Origin of the sequence: Azonexus sp. IMCC34842, assembly GCF_050368855.1 — a bacterium.
Classification (GTDB): Bacteria; Pseudomonadota; Gammaproteobacteria; order Burkholderiales; family Rhodocyclaceae; genus Azonexus; species Azonexus denitrificans_A.
This window is the reverse complement of record NZ_CP178449.1, coordinates 1,396,442-1,414,201: the sequence shown is the minus strand read 5'-3', so window position 1 is coordinate 1,414,201 and position 17,760 is coordinate 1,396,442. Positions and strand designations below refer to the sequence as shown.

Below are 17,760 nucleotides of genomic sequence, written 5' to 3'. Positions count from 1 at the left end.
CGCTCAATTCCACCTCAGCCCACACAACGAATATCCGAAACATTCGCGCTCTCCTTTCCGGCCTCCAGGTCATTCAGGAATGCCAGCCACTTTTTGGCAGCGGCCAGTCGGTGCTCCCGGTAATCGGCCTTGTCATAGATGTTGTCGACGGTGCTATCCAGTGAGTGATCCAAGTAGCGCTGGCGGGTCTCATAGTCGACCCGCAACTCGGACAGCCACGTCTTGCAAGTCGATCGCAGATCGTGCGGCGTAATGCGCCGCCAGGTTCCACCGGACTCTGCACGGACTCGGTCAATCCAGCCCGCAACCGTCGTGCGCTTCGAAAGAGGGTTTCGGATACCAGCACCACGGATCGGATTGACCGGCAAGAGGTAATCGTTTGTGTCTGCCAGCTTAATCAGTTCGCAGGCCCATTCCACAGCCTGGGCAGGCAAGGGAATTACGAAAGGCCCTGTGGTGTGCCGGCGATTCTTGCGCCGTTCGTGTGGCACCTCCCACACCGCAAAATCGGGCTTGAATTCGCAGATCATCGCTTCGGCGATGGTGTTGATTCGCACCCCTGTCAGCAGCATGAGTCGCACGGTCAATTCGTATGGCCTCGGCATACGGTGCAGTTCGCGGAGGAACGCACCAAGCTCTTCAGCCCCCATCGCAATGCGCTGCTTTGGCGGCTCCCGCGGGCCAACAATGGCCGACAGCTTCAAATCTCGGCAAGGATTTGACGTACAGGCGCCATTACCAATCCCATGGGCAAAAATCAGGTTGCAATGGGTCAGAGTGATGTCGGGAAGCGTCTTTCCACCCGCTTCTGCCTTCTTCACGATATTGACCACCTGGGCGGGCGTGATGGTCGAAGCCTCGAACCGCCCAATCAGCGGCGAGACGTAACGTTCGTGGATCGATTTCCGCTGTTTGAAGGTGTGCGGCCGCATGCCGGTTTTCAAGGTCATGCCCTTCTCTGCCTTCTGGAAATACTCAGCAGCCAGCATGTCGACGGTGATCGCTAGTAACGCCTCCTGCTTCTGGCGCTGCTTCTCGATCGCAACATCAATACCGCCATCAATTTCACGGCGCAGCTCCTTCCCTTTATCGCGGGCCTCAGCAGCCCCCCAGGCCGGATATTGGCCGATGGTTCTCTCCTTCTGCTTCCCGGCCAGACGGTAGCGGATGTACCAGGATGCTCGCCCGGTCTTCGACGCGGATATGGTCAACCCTGGCACACTGCCATCAACCTGATATTGCGCCTTGCCCTCTCGCTGCGCCTTGGCGATCAGTGCCCGTACTTCCTTGTCAGTAATGCCTGCCATGCCGAGTGTACTCCGGAACCCCTCAAGCAAATCGCGGAATCCATTGCAGTAAGCCTGATTACGAGATTTTGAGTAGCTTTTGAGCGAGGTACACACCCAGGCTACTCACTGAGGTACACGCCAATTATGCGCAGCATGGCGTCTTATGGCAACGTATAGGCAATAAAAAAGCCCTGATTTACAGGGCTTTTTCTTGGTTCAGGCGTCTTATGGCGACACATGGAAAACCATCAATTTACGGTTACTGGTAGTACAGACCGCCGTTGATGTTCAGCGTCGCGCCAGTGGTGAAACCGGACAGTTCGTTCGCCAGGAAGGCGCAAGCGAAGCCGATTTCTTCCGGCTTGGCCAGACGCTTCATCGGCACGGAGTCGACGATGGTCTTCAGGATGTCTTCACGAATGGCGGTAACCATCTTGGTCGCAACATAGCCCGGAGCGATGACGTTAACCGTTACGCCTTTGGTTGCCAGTTCGGCGGCCAGCGCTTTGGAGAAGCCGATCACGCCGGCTTTGGCTGCGGAATAGTTGGTCTGACCGGCCTGACCCTTGACGCCATTGACCGAGGCGATATTGATGATGCGACCCCAGCCACGTTCGGCCATCTTGGCAGAAACCTGCTTGGTAACGTTAAACAGGCTGGTCAGGTTGGTATTGATAACGGCATCCCAGCCATCTTTTTCCAACTTGGCGAACATGCGGTCGCGAGTAATACCGGCATTGTTCACCAGGATATCGATCGGGCCGGCCTTGGCTTCAGCTTCGGCAACCATCTTGGCGCTGGACTCCAGATCGGAGACATCACCGGCGACCAGGATGAAATCCTTGAAACCGGCAGCAGCCTGTTCCTTCACCCACTCATCCGGCTTGTCGAACTCCGGGTGATAGGCAGCGACAACCTTGTGGCCAGCCAGGGAGAGTTGTTGGGCGATTGCGGTTCCGAGGCCACCGAGGGCACCAGTAACGAGAGCAACACGTTGAGTCATAGTTTTTCCTTCCTTGTTGAATTAGAGCAGGGTAAAAATACGAAAGTTAGTACATGTGCTGACCGCCGTTGATGGAAATATTGGCGCCAGTAACGAATGCCGCTTCGTCGGAAGCGAGATAAGCCACCAATCCGGCAATTTCCTCCGGTTTTCCCAGTCGATTGACCGGAATCTGCGGCAGAATTTTTGAATCGAGAATTTCTTGCGGGATGGCGGTGACCATCTTGGTACCGATATAGCCCGGCGAAATAGTGTTGACCGTGACGCCCTGCTTGGCCACTTCCAGCGCCAGCGCTTTGGTGAAACCATGCATGCCGGCCTTCGCAGCCGAGTAGTTGGTCTGGCCGAAGGCACCCTTCTGGCCATTAACCGAGCTCACATTGATGACGCGGCCCCATTTGCGCTCGGTCATGCCATCGAGCACCTGCTTGGTCATGTTGAATACCGAATCGAGATTGGTATGGATCACCGCATCCCAGTCGGCCTTGGTCATTTTCTTGAAGGTCATGTCGCGCGTGATACCCGCGTTGTTGACCAGCACATCAACCGGGCCGACTTCCCTGGTAACCGTCTCGACGCACTGATGCGCCGAGTCGAAATCCGTCACATCGCACGGGTAGGCCTTGAAGCCGTACCCCATGTTGTTCATCGTCTTCAGCCAGTCCTGAACCTTGGCGTTACCTGGAGAATAGGTGGTTACCACCTTGAACCCCAGTGCAGCAAGCTTGATGCAGACGGCTTCGCCAAGACCGCCCATCCCTCCGGTTACCAGTGCGACTCGCAACATTCGTCCCTCCCCCAGAAGTATTAAACGGCGCGTTCCTTGACGTAGCGCCCCGGCGCCGGTTCAACCGGCTTGTATTTGGTATTGCCCAGCTTGCGCGGCGCCCGCAGGTCACCGGCCAACGGCTTGATCCAGGTCGCCCAGTCGGTCCACCAGCTACCTTTTTTCTCCTCGGCCGCGGCCAACCACCCATCAGCGTCCGCTTTCACGTCATCGTTGACCCAATAGCTGCGCTTGTTCTTGCTGGCCGGGTTGACCACCCCGGCAATGTGCCCTGACGCACCCAGCACGAAGCGCGTCTTGCCACCGAGGATCCGCGTGCTCTCGTAAGCTGACAGCCAGGGAACGATATGATCTTCGCGCGTTGCCAGCAGATAGACCGGCATGTCCAGCTTGCCGAGATCGACTTGCTGCCCGCACATCTGGAGCTTGCCCGGGACACGCAGGCTGTTGTCGAGATACAGGTTACGCATGTACCAGCAGGCGAACGGCCCTGGCAGATTGGTCGAGTCCGAGTTCCAGTAAAGCAGATCGAAAGCCTGCGGCTTCTGCCCCTTCAGATAGTTGCCGGCAACGTAGTTCCAGACCAGATCATTGGCACGCAGCATCGAGAAGGTGTTTTGCAGATCGCGCGCCGGCAGCAGGCCACCGTTGCCGATCGATGCTTCGCGGGCAGCCAGGCCTTTTTCGTCGATGAACAGGCCGATTTCGCCGGTATCCGAAAAATCGAGCAAGGTCGTCAGCAACGTCAGCGATGAAACGATGTCCTCGCCACGCTCCTTCAACACCGCCAGCGCCGACGTCAAGATCGTCCCGCCGACACAAAAACCAAGGGCATTGACCTGCTTGACCTTGCAGACTTCCCGGATGACATGCAGCGCAGCAATCGGGCCATGCTCAAGGTAATCATCCCACCGCAGATTGCCCTGCTCTTCCTTCGGATTGCGCCAGGAGACAAGGAAAACCGTGTTGCCCTGCTCAACCATGAAGCGGATCAGTGAATTCTCCGGTTGCAGGTCCATCACATAGAACTTGTTGATACAGGGCGGCACCACCAACAGCGGGCGCGTCCCGACCTTGGGAGTCAGCGGCTTGTACTGGATGAGCTGCATCAGCTCGTTTTCGAAGACGACAGCCCCTTCGGTCGTCGCGATATTCTGACCGACGACGAATACCGACTCGTCGGTCATCGAGATACGGCCTTTCTCGAAATCGGCGATCAGATTGTTGATGCCGTCGGTAATGCTCTGCCCCTTGGTTTCCAGCGCCCGCTGGATGAACTCGGGATTGGTCGCGGCAAAATTCGACGGGGCCATGGCATCGGCTACCTGCCTAGCCAGAAAGCGCATCTTGTTCTTGGCCTTGTCGTCGTCGGCCGGAATCACCTCGACGACTTGCTTGAGGTATTGAGTATTGAGCAGATAAGCCTGATGCAGATAATCGTAAATCGGGCTATCGCGCCATTCCGGCGCTGAGAAGCGGCGATCCCCCGGCTCCGGAGAGACCTTGAAGCTTTGTTCCTGGCCCTGCTGTTTGGCGAGCATGGCCTGCCAAAGAGACATTTGCTGATCCATGAACTGCTTTTGCAGCGCGGTCAGCGCTTGCGGGTCGGCCGCCGGGAGAGGCTCTGCGCCAGACGCGCCACTGGTCTTGCCGAGAAACTCCATGAACTGCTGAGCCATGTCTTGCCCGGCCTGCATGAATTGCATGGCAGAACCCAAAAATGCGTCGTTATTGTTCGATCCCTGCGCCATGGGAAGACTCGTCTCTGTTGTTGTCGGGGTTATAGCTTTTGGATTCTGCATACCGCCTTCGGCGCTGTCAATGCATAATTACGGCATGTACATCATCGCTATCGGCTGGCTTTACGTCACGGTGCTCGTTGCTGCCAACGAGCCCAGCGTCATTGCCGGCATCATTTCATTTTTCTTCTACGGATTGCTGCCTTGCGGGCTGCTGCTCTGGATCAGCGGCAGCAAGGTCCGGCGGCAGCGCCGCGCCTATCGGGAGTCACTCGCCAACGAGCGACTGAACGATGGCGATCGAAGCGATCCCGAGGCCGATAAGTAAGACCTGCTGGATGGTCGCCCGCAGTTCCGTTCGTTTGTGCAGTCCGGGAATCAGGTCGGCCACGGCAACATAGATCATGCTCGCCGCCGCCAGTCCAAGCAGCGTCGGAATCCATTCCTGCATCTCGGAGAGCGCGAAGTAGGCGAGCATCGCGCCAACCAGGGTTGCCAGGCTGGAAAGCAGGTTGAACGCCAAAGCCCGGATTTTGCTGTAACCGGAATGGAGCAGGATCAGGTAATCGCCGACTTCCTGCGGAATTTCATGGGCAATGATGGCCAGCGCGGTAACCATGCCGGCCTCCGTGCTTTGCAGGAAGGCTGCGGCAATCAGGATGCCATCGACAAAATTGTGAAAGGTGTCGCCAACCAGGATCATCAGGCCGGAACGCCCGTGATCATGGGCCGGCGCGTGAGCCTCATGTGCCTCACAATGATCGTGGTGACAATGCCGCCACAGAACCAATTTTTCCAGCACAAAGAAAACCATGATGCCGAACAGCACGGTTCCCGTCATCCAGCGCGGGTCGCCATGTTCCAGCGCATGCGGCAGGATTTCAAGGAAAGCAGCACCGAGCAAGGCCCCGATCGCATAGGAAATCAGCACATTGATGCGGTGTACGCCGATAGCCATGCTCAACCCTGCGGCGGCAACGACGCTGAGCGCGCCACCGGCCAGAGAAACGGCGATGATCCAGGAAAGAGTGCTCACAAGGAATCTGCTACGGAGGAAAGGCGCGGATTATACGCCGCTGCTGCCATTTGGCTGAATGAGCAACCGGCCTTGGGCAATCCACATCGGCATGTGTGCCGTCGGTCAGCCGGATAGATCCCCGAGCCTGGCGGCTTCCTTGCGCGCCCGACGGGCCGCATCCTCATCGCTCGCCGCATCGATAATTTGCATCACCTCGTTGAGGTCGGCCAACGTCTCTTCCGGCTCGAAAGCACCGGTCAGTTCGCTCTCCGGGTGGAGTTTGCCGGTTTCGTAGAGCGACCAGATTTCCTTGCCATAGCTGGTCGTCAGCAGTTCGGGAGCAAACTGGCCAAAATAGGCCGCGAGGTTATCGACGTCACGCTCGAGCATCCGGCTGGCGTTGTTGTTGGCTGCAGCATCGATCGCCTGCGGCAGATCGATGATGACCGGCCCCTCGCTATCGACCAGTACGTTGTATTCGGAGAGATCGCCGTGCACGATGCCGGCGCAGAGCATGCGCACGACCTGGCGCAGCAGGATGGCATGAAATTGCCGGGCGACTTCGTCGCTCAGCACCACGTCGTTGAGGCGCGGCGCCGGCTCACCGTCTTCGTCGGCTACCAGTTCCATCAGCAGCACGCCTTCGTGGAAATTGTATGGCGTTGGCACGCGCACACCGGCTGCGGCAAGCCGATACAGCGCATCGACTTCGGCGTGCTGCCAGGCGGCCTCCTGTTCCTTGCGCCCGTAGCGCGAACCCTTTTCCATCGCCCGCGCCTGCCGGCTGTTCTTGATCTTGCGCCCCTCGGTGTAATCGACCGCCTGCCGGAAACTCCGCTTGTTGGCTTCCTTATAGACCTTGGCACAGCGTATTTCGTCACCGCACTGAACGACGTAGACCATGGCTTCCTTGCCGCTCATCAACTGGCGGAGAACCTTGTCAACCAGACCGTCGGTAACCAGGGGCGCTATTCGGCTCGGGGTTTTCATCGGCGATACCCGAAATCAATACAGGAGGCGCGCGCCAATGTGAACAGCTTGGCAATTTTTGGGGTCGCAACGAGTTTTATTGGGTGCATCGATAGATCCTGCCTGGTACGGTGAAAGTAGCGAAAAATGACATTTGACGCCTGCAAAATGCTCCAAGTGCCAAGAACGCAAGTTCCTCCCAGTACGAAGCCACTGCTGAGTGTACACGCTAAGCGCGGTCGTCGCTCCGGATTGCCTTTCGCCCCGCCGACAAATCTCTGCCGCAATTTGCCATCCGAGACAAACCGCTTGCCGGCTACCCAACCTATCAAGGCCGACAGGCCCTGAAACAACGGCCCAGACGGGCACTCAAGAGCCCAGTCATTTGCCAAGCATCGGCAGTTGGGGGTATGTTCAGGGACTGAAGTGGTCATCTGCTTCATGTTTTTGCTACAGGAGCTCGGGCATGACAATCTGGAAGTCTGCGAAATTTTCCGCAGTCACGCTGGCGGCCATCGGCCTCGCCATACTCTCTCCCCCTTCATCCGCCCAAGTTCCGCTGAAGATTCTCGGCTTCGACGACATGAGCTGCCAAGCCTGGACGGCATCGAAAGACGATACCGATCAGCGGGCCATTTACCTGTCCTGGATACGCGGCCTGTTGACCGGCCACAACTACGCCCGACCTAGCCAGCAAGTTTCCACTATTTCCAGTGGCACCATCGATCAGTACGTCAGCCGCTATTGCCGGGAACACCCGCAGGGACGCTTTGACGACGCGGCATTCAGACTGAGCGATCAGTTCTCCGGAAGAAACAGCGCGATTACCAAGTAACCGGGATTCCCGCGAAAAGCTGAATACAGCCGGCCAATCCCTGTTCGAGGCGGGCTGACGAAACCTAACTGTCGAGCCAGATCAGGCTGGCCATACGCCCCGTCACCCCATCGCGACGATAGGAAAAAAAGCGGCCGACATCGGATACCGTGCAGCAATCGCCGCCGCTGATCGAATCGACTCCGGCTACCCGCAAACGCTGGCGCGCCAGCCGGTAGATATCGGCCAGCCACTTGCCTTGCGGCTGTGGCAAAAATGCACTTTCGGCAGCCGCATCATGGGCGAGAAAAGCAGCCCTGACTTCGTCGCCGACCTCAAACCGCTGCGGGCCGATGGCCGGCCCCAGCCAGACCAGAAGCTCGTCCGACGGGACACCCATCCTGCTGATCGTGGCCTCCAGCACCCCCGCCACCAAACCACGCCAGCCGGCATGGGCGGCAGCCACCACGGTTCCCGCGCGATCGCAAAACAGCACCGGCAGGCAGTCGGCCGTCATGACCGCGCAGACACGGCCCGGTGACCGGGCGAAAGCGGCATCGGCCTCCAGGGAATTGGGCGAGGAACCAGCATCAGCCACAGCTATGCCATGCACCTGCGTCAACCACAACGGCTCGCCCGGCAACAGCCTTCGCAGCACCGCACGGTTGGCGGCAACGTGCCGTGGCTCGTCGCCGACATGATCACCGAGGTTAAAGCTATCCCAGGGGGCCGGGCTGCAACCGCCGCTACGCAGCGTCTGCAAGGTGCGCACGTTGGCCGGAGCCGGCCACGCCGGAACCAGCAGGTCAGCCATTACGCAAGCTGTCGAGCAGATTGCGCATATCCTCCGGCATCGGCACTTCCCATTGCATCTTGAAGCCCGACAGCGGGTGCACCAGGCCAAGGCGCGTCGCATGCAGCGCCTGCCGGGGAAAAACCGGCAACTTGGCATTCGGCTTGCCATAGACCTGATCGCCGACCAGCGGATGATGGAGCGATGCCATGTGCACGCGAATCTGGTGCGTCCGGCCGGTTTCCAGCGAACACTCGATGAAGGTGCAGTAGGGGAATTTCTCCATGATCCGGAACCAGGTCAGCGCCGGCTTGCCACCGCGACTTTCCGGCACCACCGCCATCTTGATGCGCTGCACCGGATGGCGGCCGATCGGCGAATCGATTCCGCCCCCCGTCGTTATTGCCCCGGCAGCAAGCGCCAGATAGACCCGACGGACCGTACGGGCCTGCAATTGGCGGACGAGATCGGTCTGCGCCTCCAGCGTTTTGGCGACGACCAACAGACCGCTGGTGTCCTTGTCCAGGCGATGCACGATGCCGGCCCGCGGCACTTCGGCAATCGCCGGCACGTGGTGCAACAGCGCGTTCATCAGCGTGCCGCTCCAGTTGCCGCTGCCCGGATGGACAACCAGTCCGGCCGGCTTGTTGATGACGATCAGCGTTTCGTCTTCGAAAACGATGTCGAGCGGAATGTCTTCGGGCTGCTCGGGAATACTCCGAACATCGTGCGGTTCGTTGACAATCAGTCGCTCGCCGCCCAGCAGCTTGCGTTTGGGCTCGGTCTCGACCTTGCCATCAACCTGTACACAACCGTCGCGGACCCATCCCTGCAGGCGGTTGCGTGAATGTTGCGGCAGCATGTCGGCCAGCACCTGATCGAGGCGACGGCCATAACTGGCATCAGGAACCGTCAAGTGAAGCGGTTCAGTTCGGCTATAATCGCCGGAGTTTTCCATAGGATCTTTCATGATGCGAAGTTTAGCCGCATTCCGGCACTTTCCCGCCTTCTTCCACCTGCTGACTGCGCTTTTCGTTGCCGCCGTGCTCACCGGATGCAGTTCGTTCGGCGATACACCTGACGAAACCGTCGGCTGGTCGGCCGGCAAGCTTTACTCCGAGGCCAAGGATGCGCAGGCCGATGGCGCCTGGGACAAGGCGGCCAAGTATCTCGAAAAGCTCGAATCCCGTTATCCCTACGGTCGCTTCGCCCAGCAGGCGCAGCTTGAACTCGGCTATATATATTGGAAGAGCAATGAACCCGGCTCGGCCCTCGCGGCCTGCGACCGCTTCATCAAGTTGCACCCGAATCATCCGGCCGTCGACTATGTCTATTACCTGAAGGGCCTGATCAACTTCAACGAAGACCTCGGCCTGCTCGGCTACATCAGTTCGCAGGACCCAACCGAGCGCGACCCCAAGGCGGCCCGTGAAGCTTTCGACTCTTTCCGTGAGTTGGTCACCCGCTTCCCGAACAGCAAATACGCGCCGGACGCCGTCAAGCGCATGGAGTACCTGGTAAATGCGCTGGCTTCGATGGAAGTACACGTCGGGCGCTACTACATCATGCGTGGCGCCTACATCGCCGCAGCCAATCGCGCCCAGTTTGCGGTCAAGACTTACCCGCAAGCGCCGGCCATCGAAGAAGCAATGTTCATTCTGGTCACCGCCTACGACAAGATGGGAATGACCGATCTGCGCGACGACGCCGAGCGCGTGATGCGCCAGAACTTCCCGAAAAGCCGCTTCTACAAGGATGGCTTGGAGCGCAAGACGGCGTGGTGGAAGCTCTGGTAATCAGCTACCCTGTTTGATGGCCAGAACGGCCTGATTGCGCAGGGTACGAAGCAGCGACAGTTCCTTTTCCGGGATTTCAATCCCGCCCGGCTCATCCCGGTCGGCGTAAATCAACGCCACCGGGTTGCCTTTGATATTCAGCGGAAACAGCACGAAAGAGTGGGCCGGCACGGCCTTGCGGAACCACTCCGGAATGCGCCCGGCAATCTTCGGGTCGTCGATGTCGCTGATCAGGATGTCAACACCCTTCGAGGTCGCGGCATGAAAGATATCCGGTGTGAAGCTCAGCGGAAACCGGAAAGCCTTGGCCACTTCGTTGGCCTCCGGCCCGAAGCCGAAGCGCCCCTGCATGGTGCCGGACTTGGCATCGCGGATGCACAGCACGACGCGCCGAAAGCCCATCGCCCGATACATGGTTTCAAGAATGATGCGCAAAATGTCATTGAGCTTGAAACCGTCGACCAGCGTATTGCTGATGTCCTGAATACCGGCCGTCAGTACCGACTGGGCATCGACCTGCCCGCCCGCCTCGCCTGAATCACCACCAGCGCCGCTGAGCGGATCGTTTTCACGCAGCAGCGTACCCTCCAGGAAATTCGTCTCGGAGTTCTCGTCAACCGCAACACTACCGCCCTCTCCGCCCCGGGAAAACTGACGCATCTGCTTGCCGAAAGTCGTCTGCTGCAGGTTGAGATGGATGATGCGGGCGAACTCCGCGACTTCCTCGATGCTCCGTTGCAAGGTCTGCTGTATCTGGTTCCGGTCGAGCGAGACGGCGGCCGAAAACCGCGCCATCGTCTTCTTCAATTCGCGGTCCCGCGCTTCCGGCGTGGCCTCGGCGATGACGTCGCAGAGCTCATTGGACAAAGCCGACAACATGCGCAGGCGATCCTCCTGCGTTACCGCCTTCTTCACCGCCCCAGCCGGCAGCTTGCGCATGCTGCCGACAATCAGTGATGGAAACCCCCACTGGCGAGCGATGGCGATGCCCATATCCTCGAACGAGATACCGAGCACTTGCAGCGCGGCACTGTCTTCGCTGCATTTCTTCTGCTCCATGATGCGACGGATCTCGTCGGACTCTTCGGGGAAATAGAACTGCGACAGCAGCCGCCCCAGGCTGTGGAACAGCGCGCAAATGAAGGTCTGCTCGAGATCGCGCATCTGCGCTGTGGCACTGATGTCCTTGGCGAGAATCCCGGCCAGGTTGGCGCGCAGAAAATCCTCCTTGAGCTGGTTGGCGTTGGCCTTGTTTTGCAGATGTTCGAAGAGCAAGACGGTAATGGCGATATTGCGCACGGCTTCGAAGCCGAGCACGATCACCGCCCGTGACACGGTGCTGATGCTGCCGCCGCCAGCCGGCCGAAAATAGGCGGAATTGACCAGGCGCAACAGCTTGTTGGTCAAGGCGAAATCCTTGAGGATGGAATTCGACAGCTTGTTGATGCTCTCCGTCTCGCTGTTGGCGATCTTGTTGATGGCACTGACCGACTCGGAGAGCGCCGGGAAGTCGCTCTTGTGACGAATCCGGCGGAGCAGAAAGTCCAGCGTCGACTGCTTGCCGTCGCCCAGCGTCGCGTCCTCTTCCGGCGCCAGGTAATTGTCGAGCGCCTCGCCAAACTGCGCCGCCGTCTGGTAGCGCAGAGAAGGATCGCGGGCCAGCGCCTTGTACAAGATACTGCTCAAGCGCTCATCCACCGCGGCATCGCCCGACAGCCGGAGATTCTCGTTGGCAATGCGGTGCATCACCTGGAAAATATTGCTGCCTTCGATGGCACGCCGGCCAGCCAGCATCTCGAACAGGACCAGGCCGGCGGCAAAGACATCCGACCGCTCACTGCTTTCGCGCCGTTCGATGTATTCGGGCGCCATGTAGGCCGGCGTCCCGGAAAACTCCCCGGCATTATCGCCAGGCGCGTCGACCCGGGCGGCGATGCCGAAATCCATGACGCGCGGCGTGCCGTTTTCATCGAGCAAAATATTCGATGGTTTCAGGTCGCGATGGATGATCCCCTGGGCATGAGCGTGGGACACCGCCTCAAGAATCGGTCGCATGATGCCGAGCGCCTTGACCGGCGACAGTGCCCCGCTATCGTGCAGGAATTCACCGAGGTTCTTGCCCGGCACATATTCAAAGACCAGATAGAGATCACCGCCCTCCTCCCCGGCCTCGTAGATCGGCACGATACTCGGATGGCGCAACTTGCTGACCGTTCGCGCCTCGTCGAGCAGAACCCTGTTCTGGGTTGGGTCGGGCCGGTTGAAATGCATGGTCTTGATGGCGATTTCCCGTTGCAGCTGGGGATCGAAGCCAAGATAGACCGTACTCTGGGCACCGCGGCCCAATTCGCGGAGCACTTCAAAACGGCCGATTTTCTTGCTCATGTTCAGTTTCTTCTATCCAGATCAAACGTGGAATGCCGTCGGCGCCGCCGTAGACGATAGCGTTCTGGCCAAAATCCGCGGCCAGCGCACAGGCATCTTCCTGCGTGATATCCGGTACGAAACAGGTTTCCTCGACTGGCCCGCGCCCGTTATCGGGGACATTTTCGCCGGCATAGGGTTCGTAATTCCCCTCCAGCAAATCGCACTCAAGTTGCGCTTGCCGCTCGGCGTTCAGCGCCGCCGCAACCGGCTGCGCCCCGGGATTATAGGCGGTGATGATGGCAAACATCGCGCATCCGGTCTGCTTAAGCCAGGCGATCAGTGCCGCATTGGCCTGATCGATACGCAACTCAACAATTCCCCCCGGTAGAAAAACCCGGTAGCTTGTCGCGCGGTAGGCCGCATCCAGTTCACTCATCTTCACCCTCAAAATCCGCTACTCCGATCAATTTTTCCGCTTCGCCCACTGGCAGGGCCTCGACGTCCTTCAACCGGCGCGACAATTGCCGGGTCCGGGTTTCCGCCTTGCTGATACTGTTGCTCGCTTCATCGAGCTTCTTCTTGGTGTGGGCCAATGCTTCTCCAAACTTGCCGAACTCGGTCTTGACGGCGCCGAGCACCGCCCAAACTTCGGCCGAACGCTGCTCGATAGCCAGCGTCCGGAAGCCCATCTGCAGGCTGTTGAGCAGCGCCGCCAACGTCGTCGGCCCGGCCAGGCTGACACGGTAATCGCGTTGTAGCGTTTCGGCCAGCGCCGGGCGCCGCAAGGCTTCCGCATACAAACCCTCGATCGGCAGGTAAAGCATGGCGAAATCAGTCGTATGCGGCGGCGACACGTATTTGTCGCGGATGCTCCTGGCCTCGTTTTTCAGGCGTGTTTCAATCGCCTTTGCCGCTTCCTCGACCGCCGCCGGATCGATCCGCTCCTGCGCATCGAGCAGCCGCTGATAATCCTCGATGGGAAACTTGGCATCGATCGGCAACCAGACCACGGCGCCGTCATCCTTGCCGGGAAGGCGAATGGCAAAATCGACCCGCTCGTTGCTACCCGGGACGGTTGCCACATTGGCGGCAAACTGATCTGCCGTCAGCAGCTGTTCGAGCAGTGCCGCCAACTGGACTTCGCCCCAGGTGCCGCGCGTCTTGACATTGGTCAGCACCCGTTTCAGATCGCCGACCCCGGCCGCCAGTGTCTGCATTTCACCGAGACCGCGATGCACTTGTTCAAGCCGCTCGCTGACCAGCTTGAACGATTCGCCGAGGCGCTGCTCGAGTGTCGCATGCAGCTTTTCATCGACGGTCCGGCGCATTTCTTCAAGCTTGCTGGCGTTATCGGCCTGGATCGCAGTCAAGCGCCCTTCGACAGACAACTTCAGGCGCTCGAAACGTTCGTCGAGACCCAGTGAAAAACGGTTCAGTTCGCGGGCGAAGGCTTCCAGCCGCTCGGCCTGGAGTGCGCCAAACTGCCCGACCTGGGTCGTTACCGCCTGACCGAGCAGATTGGCCGACTGGGCCCGTTCCTCGCGATCGCGGAACGACTCCTCGGCATCCTCGCGCCGGCCACGCGCCAGTTCTTCGCGCAATTCACGTTCGAGCCGGGCCAGCCCCTTGTCCTGCGCCTCCTGCAGCGCACGGAAACGCTTTTCGCCATCGTCGTGGCGCGATCCCCACAACAATACCGCCGCCTGCAACAAAATGACGACGACCACACCAGCCATCAGGGCCAAGCCCATTGTTTCGGTCATGGCCTTATTTCAGTGAAAAATCGACACGACTGGACTTGCCCTTCTCGTCCGGCTCGACTTTCGGCGGCACGATGAACAAACGTTCCGCTGCAACCTTGCCCTGTTCGATCAACCAGACCTGAACGTTCTCGGCCCGGCGCTGCGCCAATTGGCGAACATCGTCGTCGGTCGCCGGCAGATTGGCCAGCATCAGCTTCTCCATTTCCTCAACCGGCAGATCCTTTTGCAGGCCGATGATGTTGCGCGGTTTGGGAAACTTGGCGGCCTTGTAGGCCCGGGTCAGATAGGTCTTGTACTCCTCCGGCGCAATTTCCAGACGGCCCGTACCATCGCCGGCATCGCCACTCTTTGCCTGATCGCCGCGCTTTTCGACGCGCAGCGCGCGCTCCAGGGCAACCCGCTTGAGGCCTTCCTTGTCGGCCACCGGATCAGCCCGACCGCCGATCTCCAGTTCCAGCGAATCGCGTTCGTTGAGCGCCTTGGCCAGGGTTTCCAGCGTTTTGCTTGCCGACTCATTGATGCCGGCCCGACCGGCGGCGAATTCGACATTCGACAACTCCTCGCCGCTGCCAAACATCGATCCAAGCAAAGCGAAGGGCGACGTCACGGCCTTGACGAAGAGATTGACGATAACCTTGACGATCAGCCCGCCGACCGAAAATTGCGGGTCGTCCAGCGAACCGGCAATCGGCAGATTGATATCGATTTCGCCCCGGTTGTTCTTCAGCAACGAAATCGCCAGATTGACCGGCAGTTTGGTTGCATCCGGACTATCCACCGGCTCGCCAAAAGTAAACTGGTCGATGAACACCTTGTTGTCGGCGGTCAGTTGATTGTTCTCCAGCTTGTAGGCGAGATTGAGCGAAAGCTTGCCTTTCTCGATGTTGTAGCCGGCATATTTGCCGGAATATGGCGAGAAGCCGACCAGATCGACACCGCTCACCTCGGCCTTGATGTCGAGATAGGACTTGGCGGCCAGCGGATTCAGCTTGCCCTGGATCTTTACCGGCGCCGATTTGGCATAGCTGCCGCGCAGATCGAGATCGGCTACCGTATCGGCCGCCGAAGAGAGTCCGGTGACGCGCCCGCCAAGCTTGGTCACATTAACCGTGTAATTCGGCTTGACGAAAAAATCCGAGAAATTGATCGTGCCATTCTGCAAGGTGACCTTGCCGATCTTGATCGGCAGCGGCGCCTTAGCCGGTGCCGCGGCAACAGCGACCGGCCGGGCAGCCGCGGTGGTAACCGGCACGGCCCCGGCCTCGGGCTTCCTGACGATATCCTGCAAATTGAGACGCCCGGACTGGTTGAGAATCAACTTGGAGTAGAAATCGGTCAAGGCAATTTCGCCGACATTGATCGTCATCGGCTCAAGGCGGAAATCGATGCCGCCCAGGAAAAGCGATTTCCAGCGCAGAAAATCGGCATTGTTCAGTTTGTCGACCGCCAGCAAGTCGCCCAGTGTCGCCGTCCCCTTGTAGGATGCCTTCAGGCCGGACTTGTCGATCTGCACGATGGCTTCACCCTTGTTCGAGACCTGACCGCGGGTCAAGGCGATGTTCAGTTGCTCGGTGAAATACGGCTGCAGCGGCAAGAGCGGAATCGACTGCGTTTCGACCTGCAGCGCCAGATCGAGCGGCATCAGCTGTACCGAGCCATCGACATTCAGGCTGCCTTGCTTGTTGATCTTGCCCTGCAGTCTGATGCGTCCCTTCTTGCCCGGCACATTGCCCAGGTTTTCGCCCCGCAGGCTGAATCCATCCAACTCCTGAATTGCCGCCGGTTTGGTCGCCTGGTCCTCGAAATGGAAAGCCAGATCGTCAACAGTCAGTTTGGCAACATTGCCAATCCATGGCTTGACGTCATTGGCCTTGGCATCGGTCGCCCGAATCGTCTTCAGCACCGGCGAGCTGACCCACTCGATCTTGCCCTCCTTGTTACGCAACATGCGGGCCCGGGCCTGCTGGTTGCTGACTTCGCCGATGTCGACGCGATGCGCCGGCAGATCGACCCGGATATCCTTGATGGTCATCTTGTCGACCTGGAAGCGTTCGCCAAGATCAACCTGATAGCTCACTTCGCTGATCGTGATCGGCGCCGCCAGTTTGTTGTCAAGCTTGCCGACCCTGGCTTGCAGCTTGCGTACCTCGCCGGCTACCGGCGTCAGGTTGGAATCATCCTTCCAGCGCACCAGTCCATTGCTCAGAACGAATTCGCCGAGCGACCAGGCAAACGCCTTGTCTTCGACAGGCTTCGCTTCCGGCCTCTTTTCCGGCTTCACTTCCGGCGCCCGCATCGCCGGCCGGGACAGCTTGTCGGCAAGCTCGAGAAGGTTGAATTCACCCTGCCGATTGACCGTCAGGCTGGCCTCCAACCCGTCCAGTGCAACCCGCTTGACGGCGACCATCCGGTTCGTCAGGTCGGCCTTGTCGAGATCGACATCCAGCCGCTTCCAGCCGATTAACGGCCGGCCATTACGCTCGGCCAGCGTCAGGCCGGACACATGTGCGCTACCGACGACGACCAGTGAAAATACCTGATCGGGCAATTCCTTGAACTGCACCTTCAACTCCGAATCGACGGTACCGGAGTCGAGACGCAACGGCAGCGACTCCGGCAGGTAGGGCTGGATACCCGCCAGCTCGAAGCGATCCAGATCGAGGTCGAGTTCGCTTTCGTGGTCGCCGGTAAACGGTGTGCTGCGCCCTTTCAGATCAACAGAAGAACCGTTGATATTCGCCGAAAAACTCGGCAGAACCAGCACTTCGGCCTGGTAGGGCAGGCTCGAAACGAAAGGCAGCGCCAGGTTGATGTCGCTAATCGTATGCACCTTGCCCTTCGGCTGGTCATCGAAAACGATCTTGCCGCCAATCAACTGGATGTTATTGAGCGAGAAGCGCGGCGTACCGGTGTCCGGCTCGTCTTTGGGCTTCATCCATTCATCGAGCAGATCGGAAATGTCGTAGCGGCCTTCGCCAACCCGGGCAACGGCAAGCCGCAAACCCTGCAGGCGGAATTCATCGACGACGACCGCCAGCTTGAAAATCGAGGCCGAGGACAGATTGACGAACAGCTCATCAAAGCCGGCCGCCTCCTTGCCGCCCTCGGCCTTGATCGACACGCCGCTGACCCGGGCCGACAAGGCATAGGGATTGATGTCGATCGTTCCGATGCTGACTTCGCGGTGCAAGGCCTGCCCGAGCTGCTGCACCAAAATGTATTTAATCAGCGGCGGCGCGGCAAAATAACCAAGCAGGCCAAAAACCAGCAAAAAACCGCCCAACCACTTGCCGATTTTCCGGCTGCGCGGGGATTTCAGGACTGCGCTCAGGTGCGATATCTTTAGCTGATTGAGTGCCGTTTGCTGTGCCATGTTAATCTACCGTCGGTTTATTTTATTTGGCAAATTTAGCACAACGGGA

General features: G+C 59.1%; 15 protein-coding genes. 3 read left to right on the top strand and 12 right to left on the bottom strand.

Annotated features, from left to right (window positions below; all coding sequences use genetic code 11):
• Positions 1-14: 14 nt before the first annotated feature.
• The 4 genes from ACLIKD_RS06710 to phaC all read right to left on the bottom strand — a co-directional run bounded on the left by ACLIKD_RS06710 (position 15) and on the right by phaC (position 4,830).
• A complete protein-coding gene (locus tag ACLIKD_RS06710) occupies positions 15-1,307 on the bottom strand; it encodes a tyrosine-type recombinase/integrase (RefSeq protein ID WP_428827679.1) in 1,293 nt (430 codons plus the stop codon).
• Positions 1,308-1,548: 241 nt separating this feature from the next.
• The gene (phbB, locus tag ACLIKD_RS06705; protein ID WP_226419529.1) at positions 1,549-2,292 is read right to left on the bottom strand and encodes an acetoacetyl-CoA reductase; all 744 of its coding nucleotides are present in this window, start codon (positions 2,290-2,292) and stop codon (positions 1,549-1,551) included.
• Between the two features lie 46 nt (positions 2,293-2,338).
• Positions 2,339-3,079: an acetoacetyl-CoA reductase gene (gene phbB / locus ACLIKD_RS06700; protein WP_226419528.1), complete on the bottom strand. Its 741-nt coding sequence runs from the start codon at positions 3,077-3,079 to the stop codon at positions 2,339-2,341.
• Between the two features lie 20 nt (positions 3,080-3,099).
• Positions 3,100-4,830, bottom strand: coding sequence for a class I poly(R)-hydroxyalkanoic acid synthase (phaC, locus tag ACLIKD_RS06695; RefSeq protein ID WP_428827678.1), 1,731 nt, complete (start codon positions 4,828-4,830; stop codon positions 3,100-3,102).
• Between phaC and ACLIKD_RS06690 the strand changes: the two genes are divergently transcribed.
• On the top strand, positions 4,784-5,146 hold the full coding sequence (locus ACLIKD_RS06690; RefSeq protein ID WP_226419526.1) for a hypothetical protein: 363 nt from the start codon (positions 4,784-4,786) through the stop codon (positions 5,144-5,146). The two genes, phaC and ACLIKD_RS06690, sit on opposite strands and share 47 nt — an antisense overlap.
• Here ACLIKD_RS06690 and ACLIKD_RS06685 read toward each other — a convergent pair.
• Both ACLIKD_RS06685 and ACLIKD_RS06680 read right to left on the bottom strand, forming a co-directional pair.
• Positions 5,087-5,854 (bottom strand): ZIP family metal transporter, encoded by a 768-nt coding sequence (locus ACLIKD_RS06685; RefSeq protein ID WP_226419525.1) that lies wholly within the window; start codon positions 5,852-5,854, stop codon positions 5,087-5,089. The two genes, ACLIKD_RS06690 and ACLIKD_RS06685, sit on opposite strands and share 60 nt — an antisense overlap.
• A 105-nt stretch (positions 5,855-5,959) precedes the next feature.
• A complete protein-coding gene (locus tag ACLIKD_RS06680) occupies positions 5,960-6,826 on the bottom strand; it encodes a PA4780 family RIO1-like protein kinase (protein WP_428827677.1) in 867 nt (288 codons plus the stop codon).
• A gap of 445 nt (positions 6,827-7,271) precedes the next feature.
• On the opposite strand from ACLIKD_RS06680, the gene ACLIKD_RS06675 reads away from it, so the two are divergent.
• Positions 7,272-7,640: a hypothetical protein gene (locus ACLIKD_RS06675; RefSeq protein ID WP_428827676.1), complete on the top strand. Its 369-nt coding sequence runs from the start codon at positions 7,272-7,274 to the stop codon at positions 7,638-7,640.
• A 64-nt stretch (positions 7,641-7,704) separates the two neighbouring features.
• Here ACLIKD_RS06675 and pgeF read toward each other — a convergent pair whose 3' ends face one another.
• Both pgeF and rluD read right to left on the bottom strand, forming a co-directional pair.
• Positions 7,705-8,433 (bottom strand): peptidoglycan editing factor PgeF, encoded by a 729-nt coding sequence (pgeF, locus tag ACLIKD_RS06670; RefSeq protein ID WP_428827675.1) that lies wholly within the window; start codon positions 8,431-8,433, stop codon positions 7,705-7,707.
• Positions 8,426-9,382, bottom strand: a complete 957-nt coding sequence (gene rluD / locus ACLIKD_RS06665; RefSeq protein WP_428827674.1) for a 23S rRNA pseudouridine(1911/1915/1917) synthase RluD — start codon at positions 9,380-9,382, stop codon at positions 8,426-8,428. Before rluD ends, pgeF begins: the two co-directional genes overlap by 8 nt.
• Between rluD and ACLIKD_RS06660 the strand changes: the two genes are divergently transcribed.
• Entirely contained in the window at positions 9,381-10,208 is an 828-nt protein-coding gene (locus ACLIKD_RS06660; RefSeq protein ID WP_226419520.1) for an outer membrane protein assembly factor BamD, read from the top strand. The genes rluD and ACLIKD_RS06660 overlap by 2 nt on opposite strands.
• Here ACLIKD_RS06660 and ACLIKD_RS06655 read toward each other — a convergent pair whose 3' ends face one another.
• Genes ACLIKD_RS06655 through ACLIKD_RS06640 form a run of 4 tightly spaced genes read right to left on the bottom strand, consistent with a single transcriptional unit; the run spans position 10,209 to position 17,711 of the window.
• The gene (locus tag ACLIKD_RS06655) at positions 10,209-12,593 is read right to left on the bottom strand and encodes a serine/threonine protein kinase (protein WP_226473076.1); all 2,385 of its coding nucleotides are present in this window, start codon (positions 12,591-12,593) and stop codon (positions 10,209-10,211) included.
• On the bottom strand, positions 12,568-13,011 hold the full coding sequence (locus tag ACLIKD_RS06650; protein ID WP_428827673.1) for a DUF3293 domain-containing protein: 444 nt from the start codon (positions 13,009-13,011) through the stop codon (positions 12,568-12,570). Before ACLIKD_RS06650 ends, ACLIKD_RS06655 begins: the two co-directional genes overlap by 26 nt.
• Positions 13,004-14,338, bottom strand: a complete 1,335-nt coding sequence (gene rmuC / locus ACLIKD_RS06645; RefSeq protein ID WP_428827672.1) for a DNA recombination protein RmuC — start codon at positions 14,336-14,338, stop codon at positions 13,004-13,006. Before rmuC ends, ACLIKD_RS06650 begins: the two co-directional genes overlap by 8 nt.
• A 4-nt stretch (positions 14,339-14,342) precedes the next feature.
• Positions 14,343-17,711: a DUF748 domain-containing protein gene (locus ACLIKD_RS06640; protein WP_428827671.1), complete on the bottom strand. Its 3,369-nt coding sequence runs from the start codon at positions 17,709-17,711 to the stop codon at positions 14,343-14,345.
• Positions 17,712-17,760: the final 49 nt, after the last annotated feature.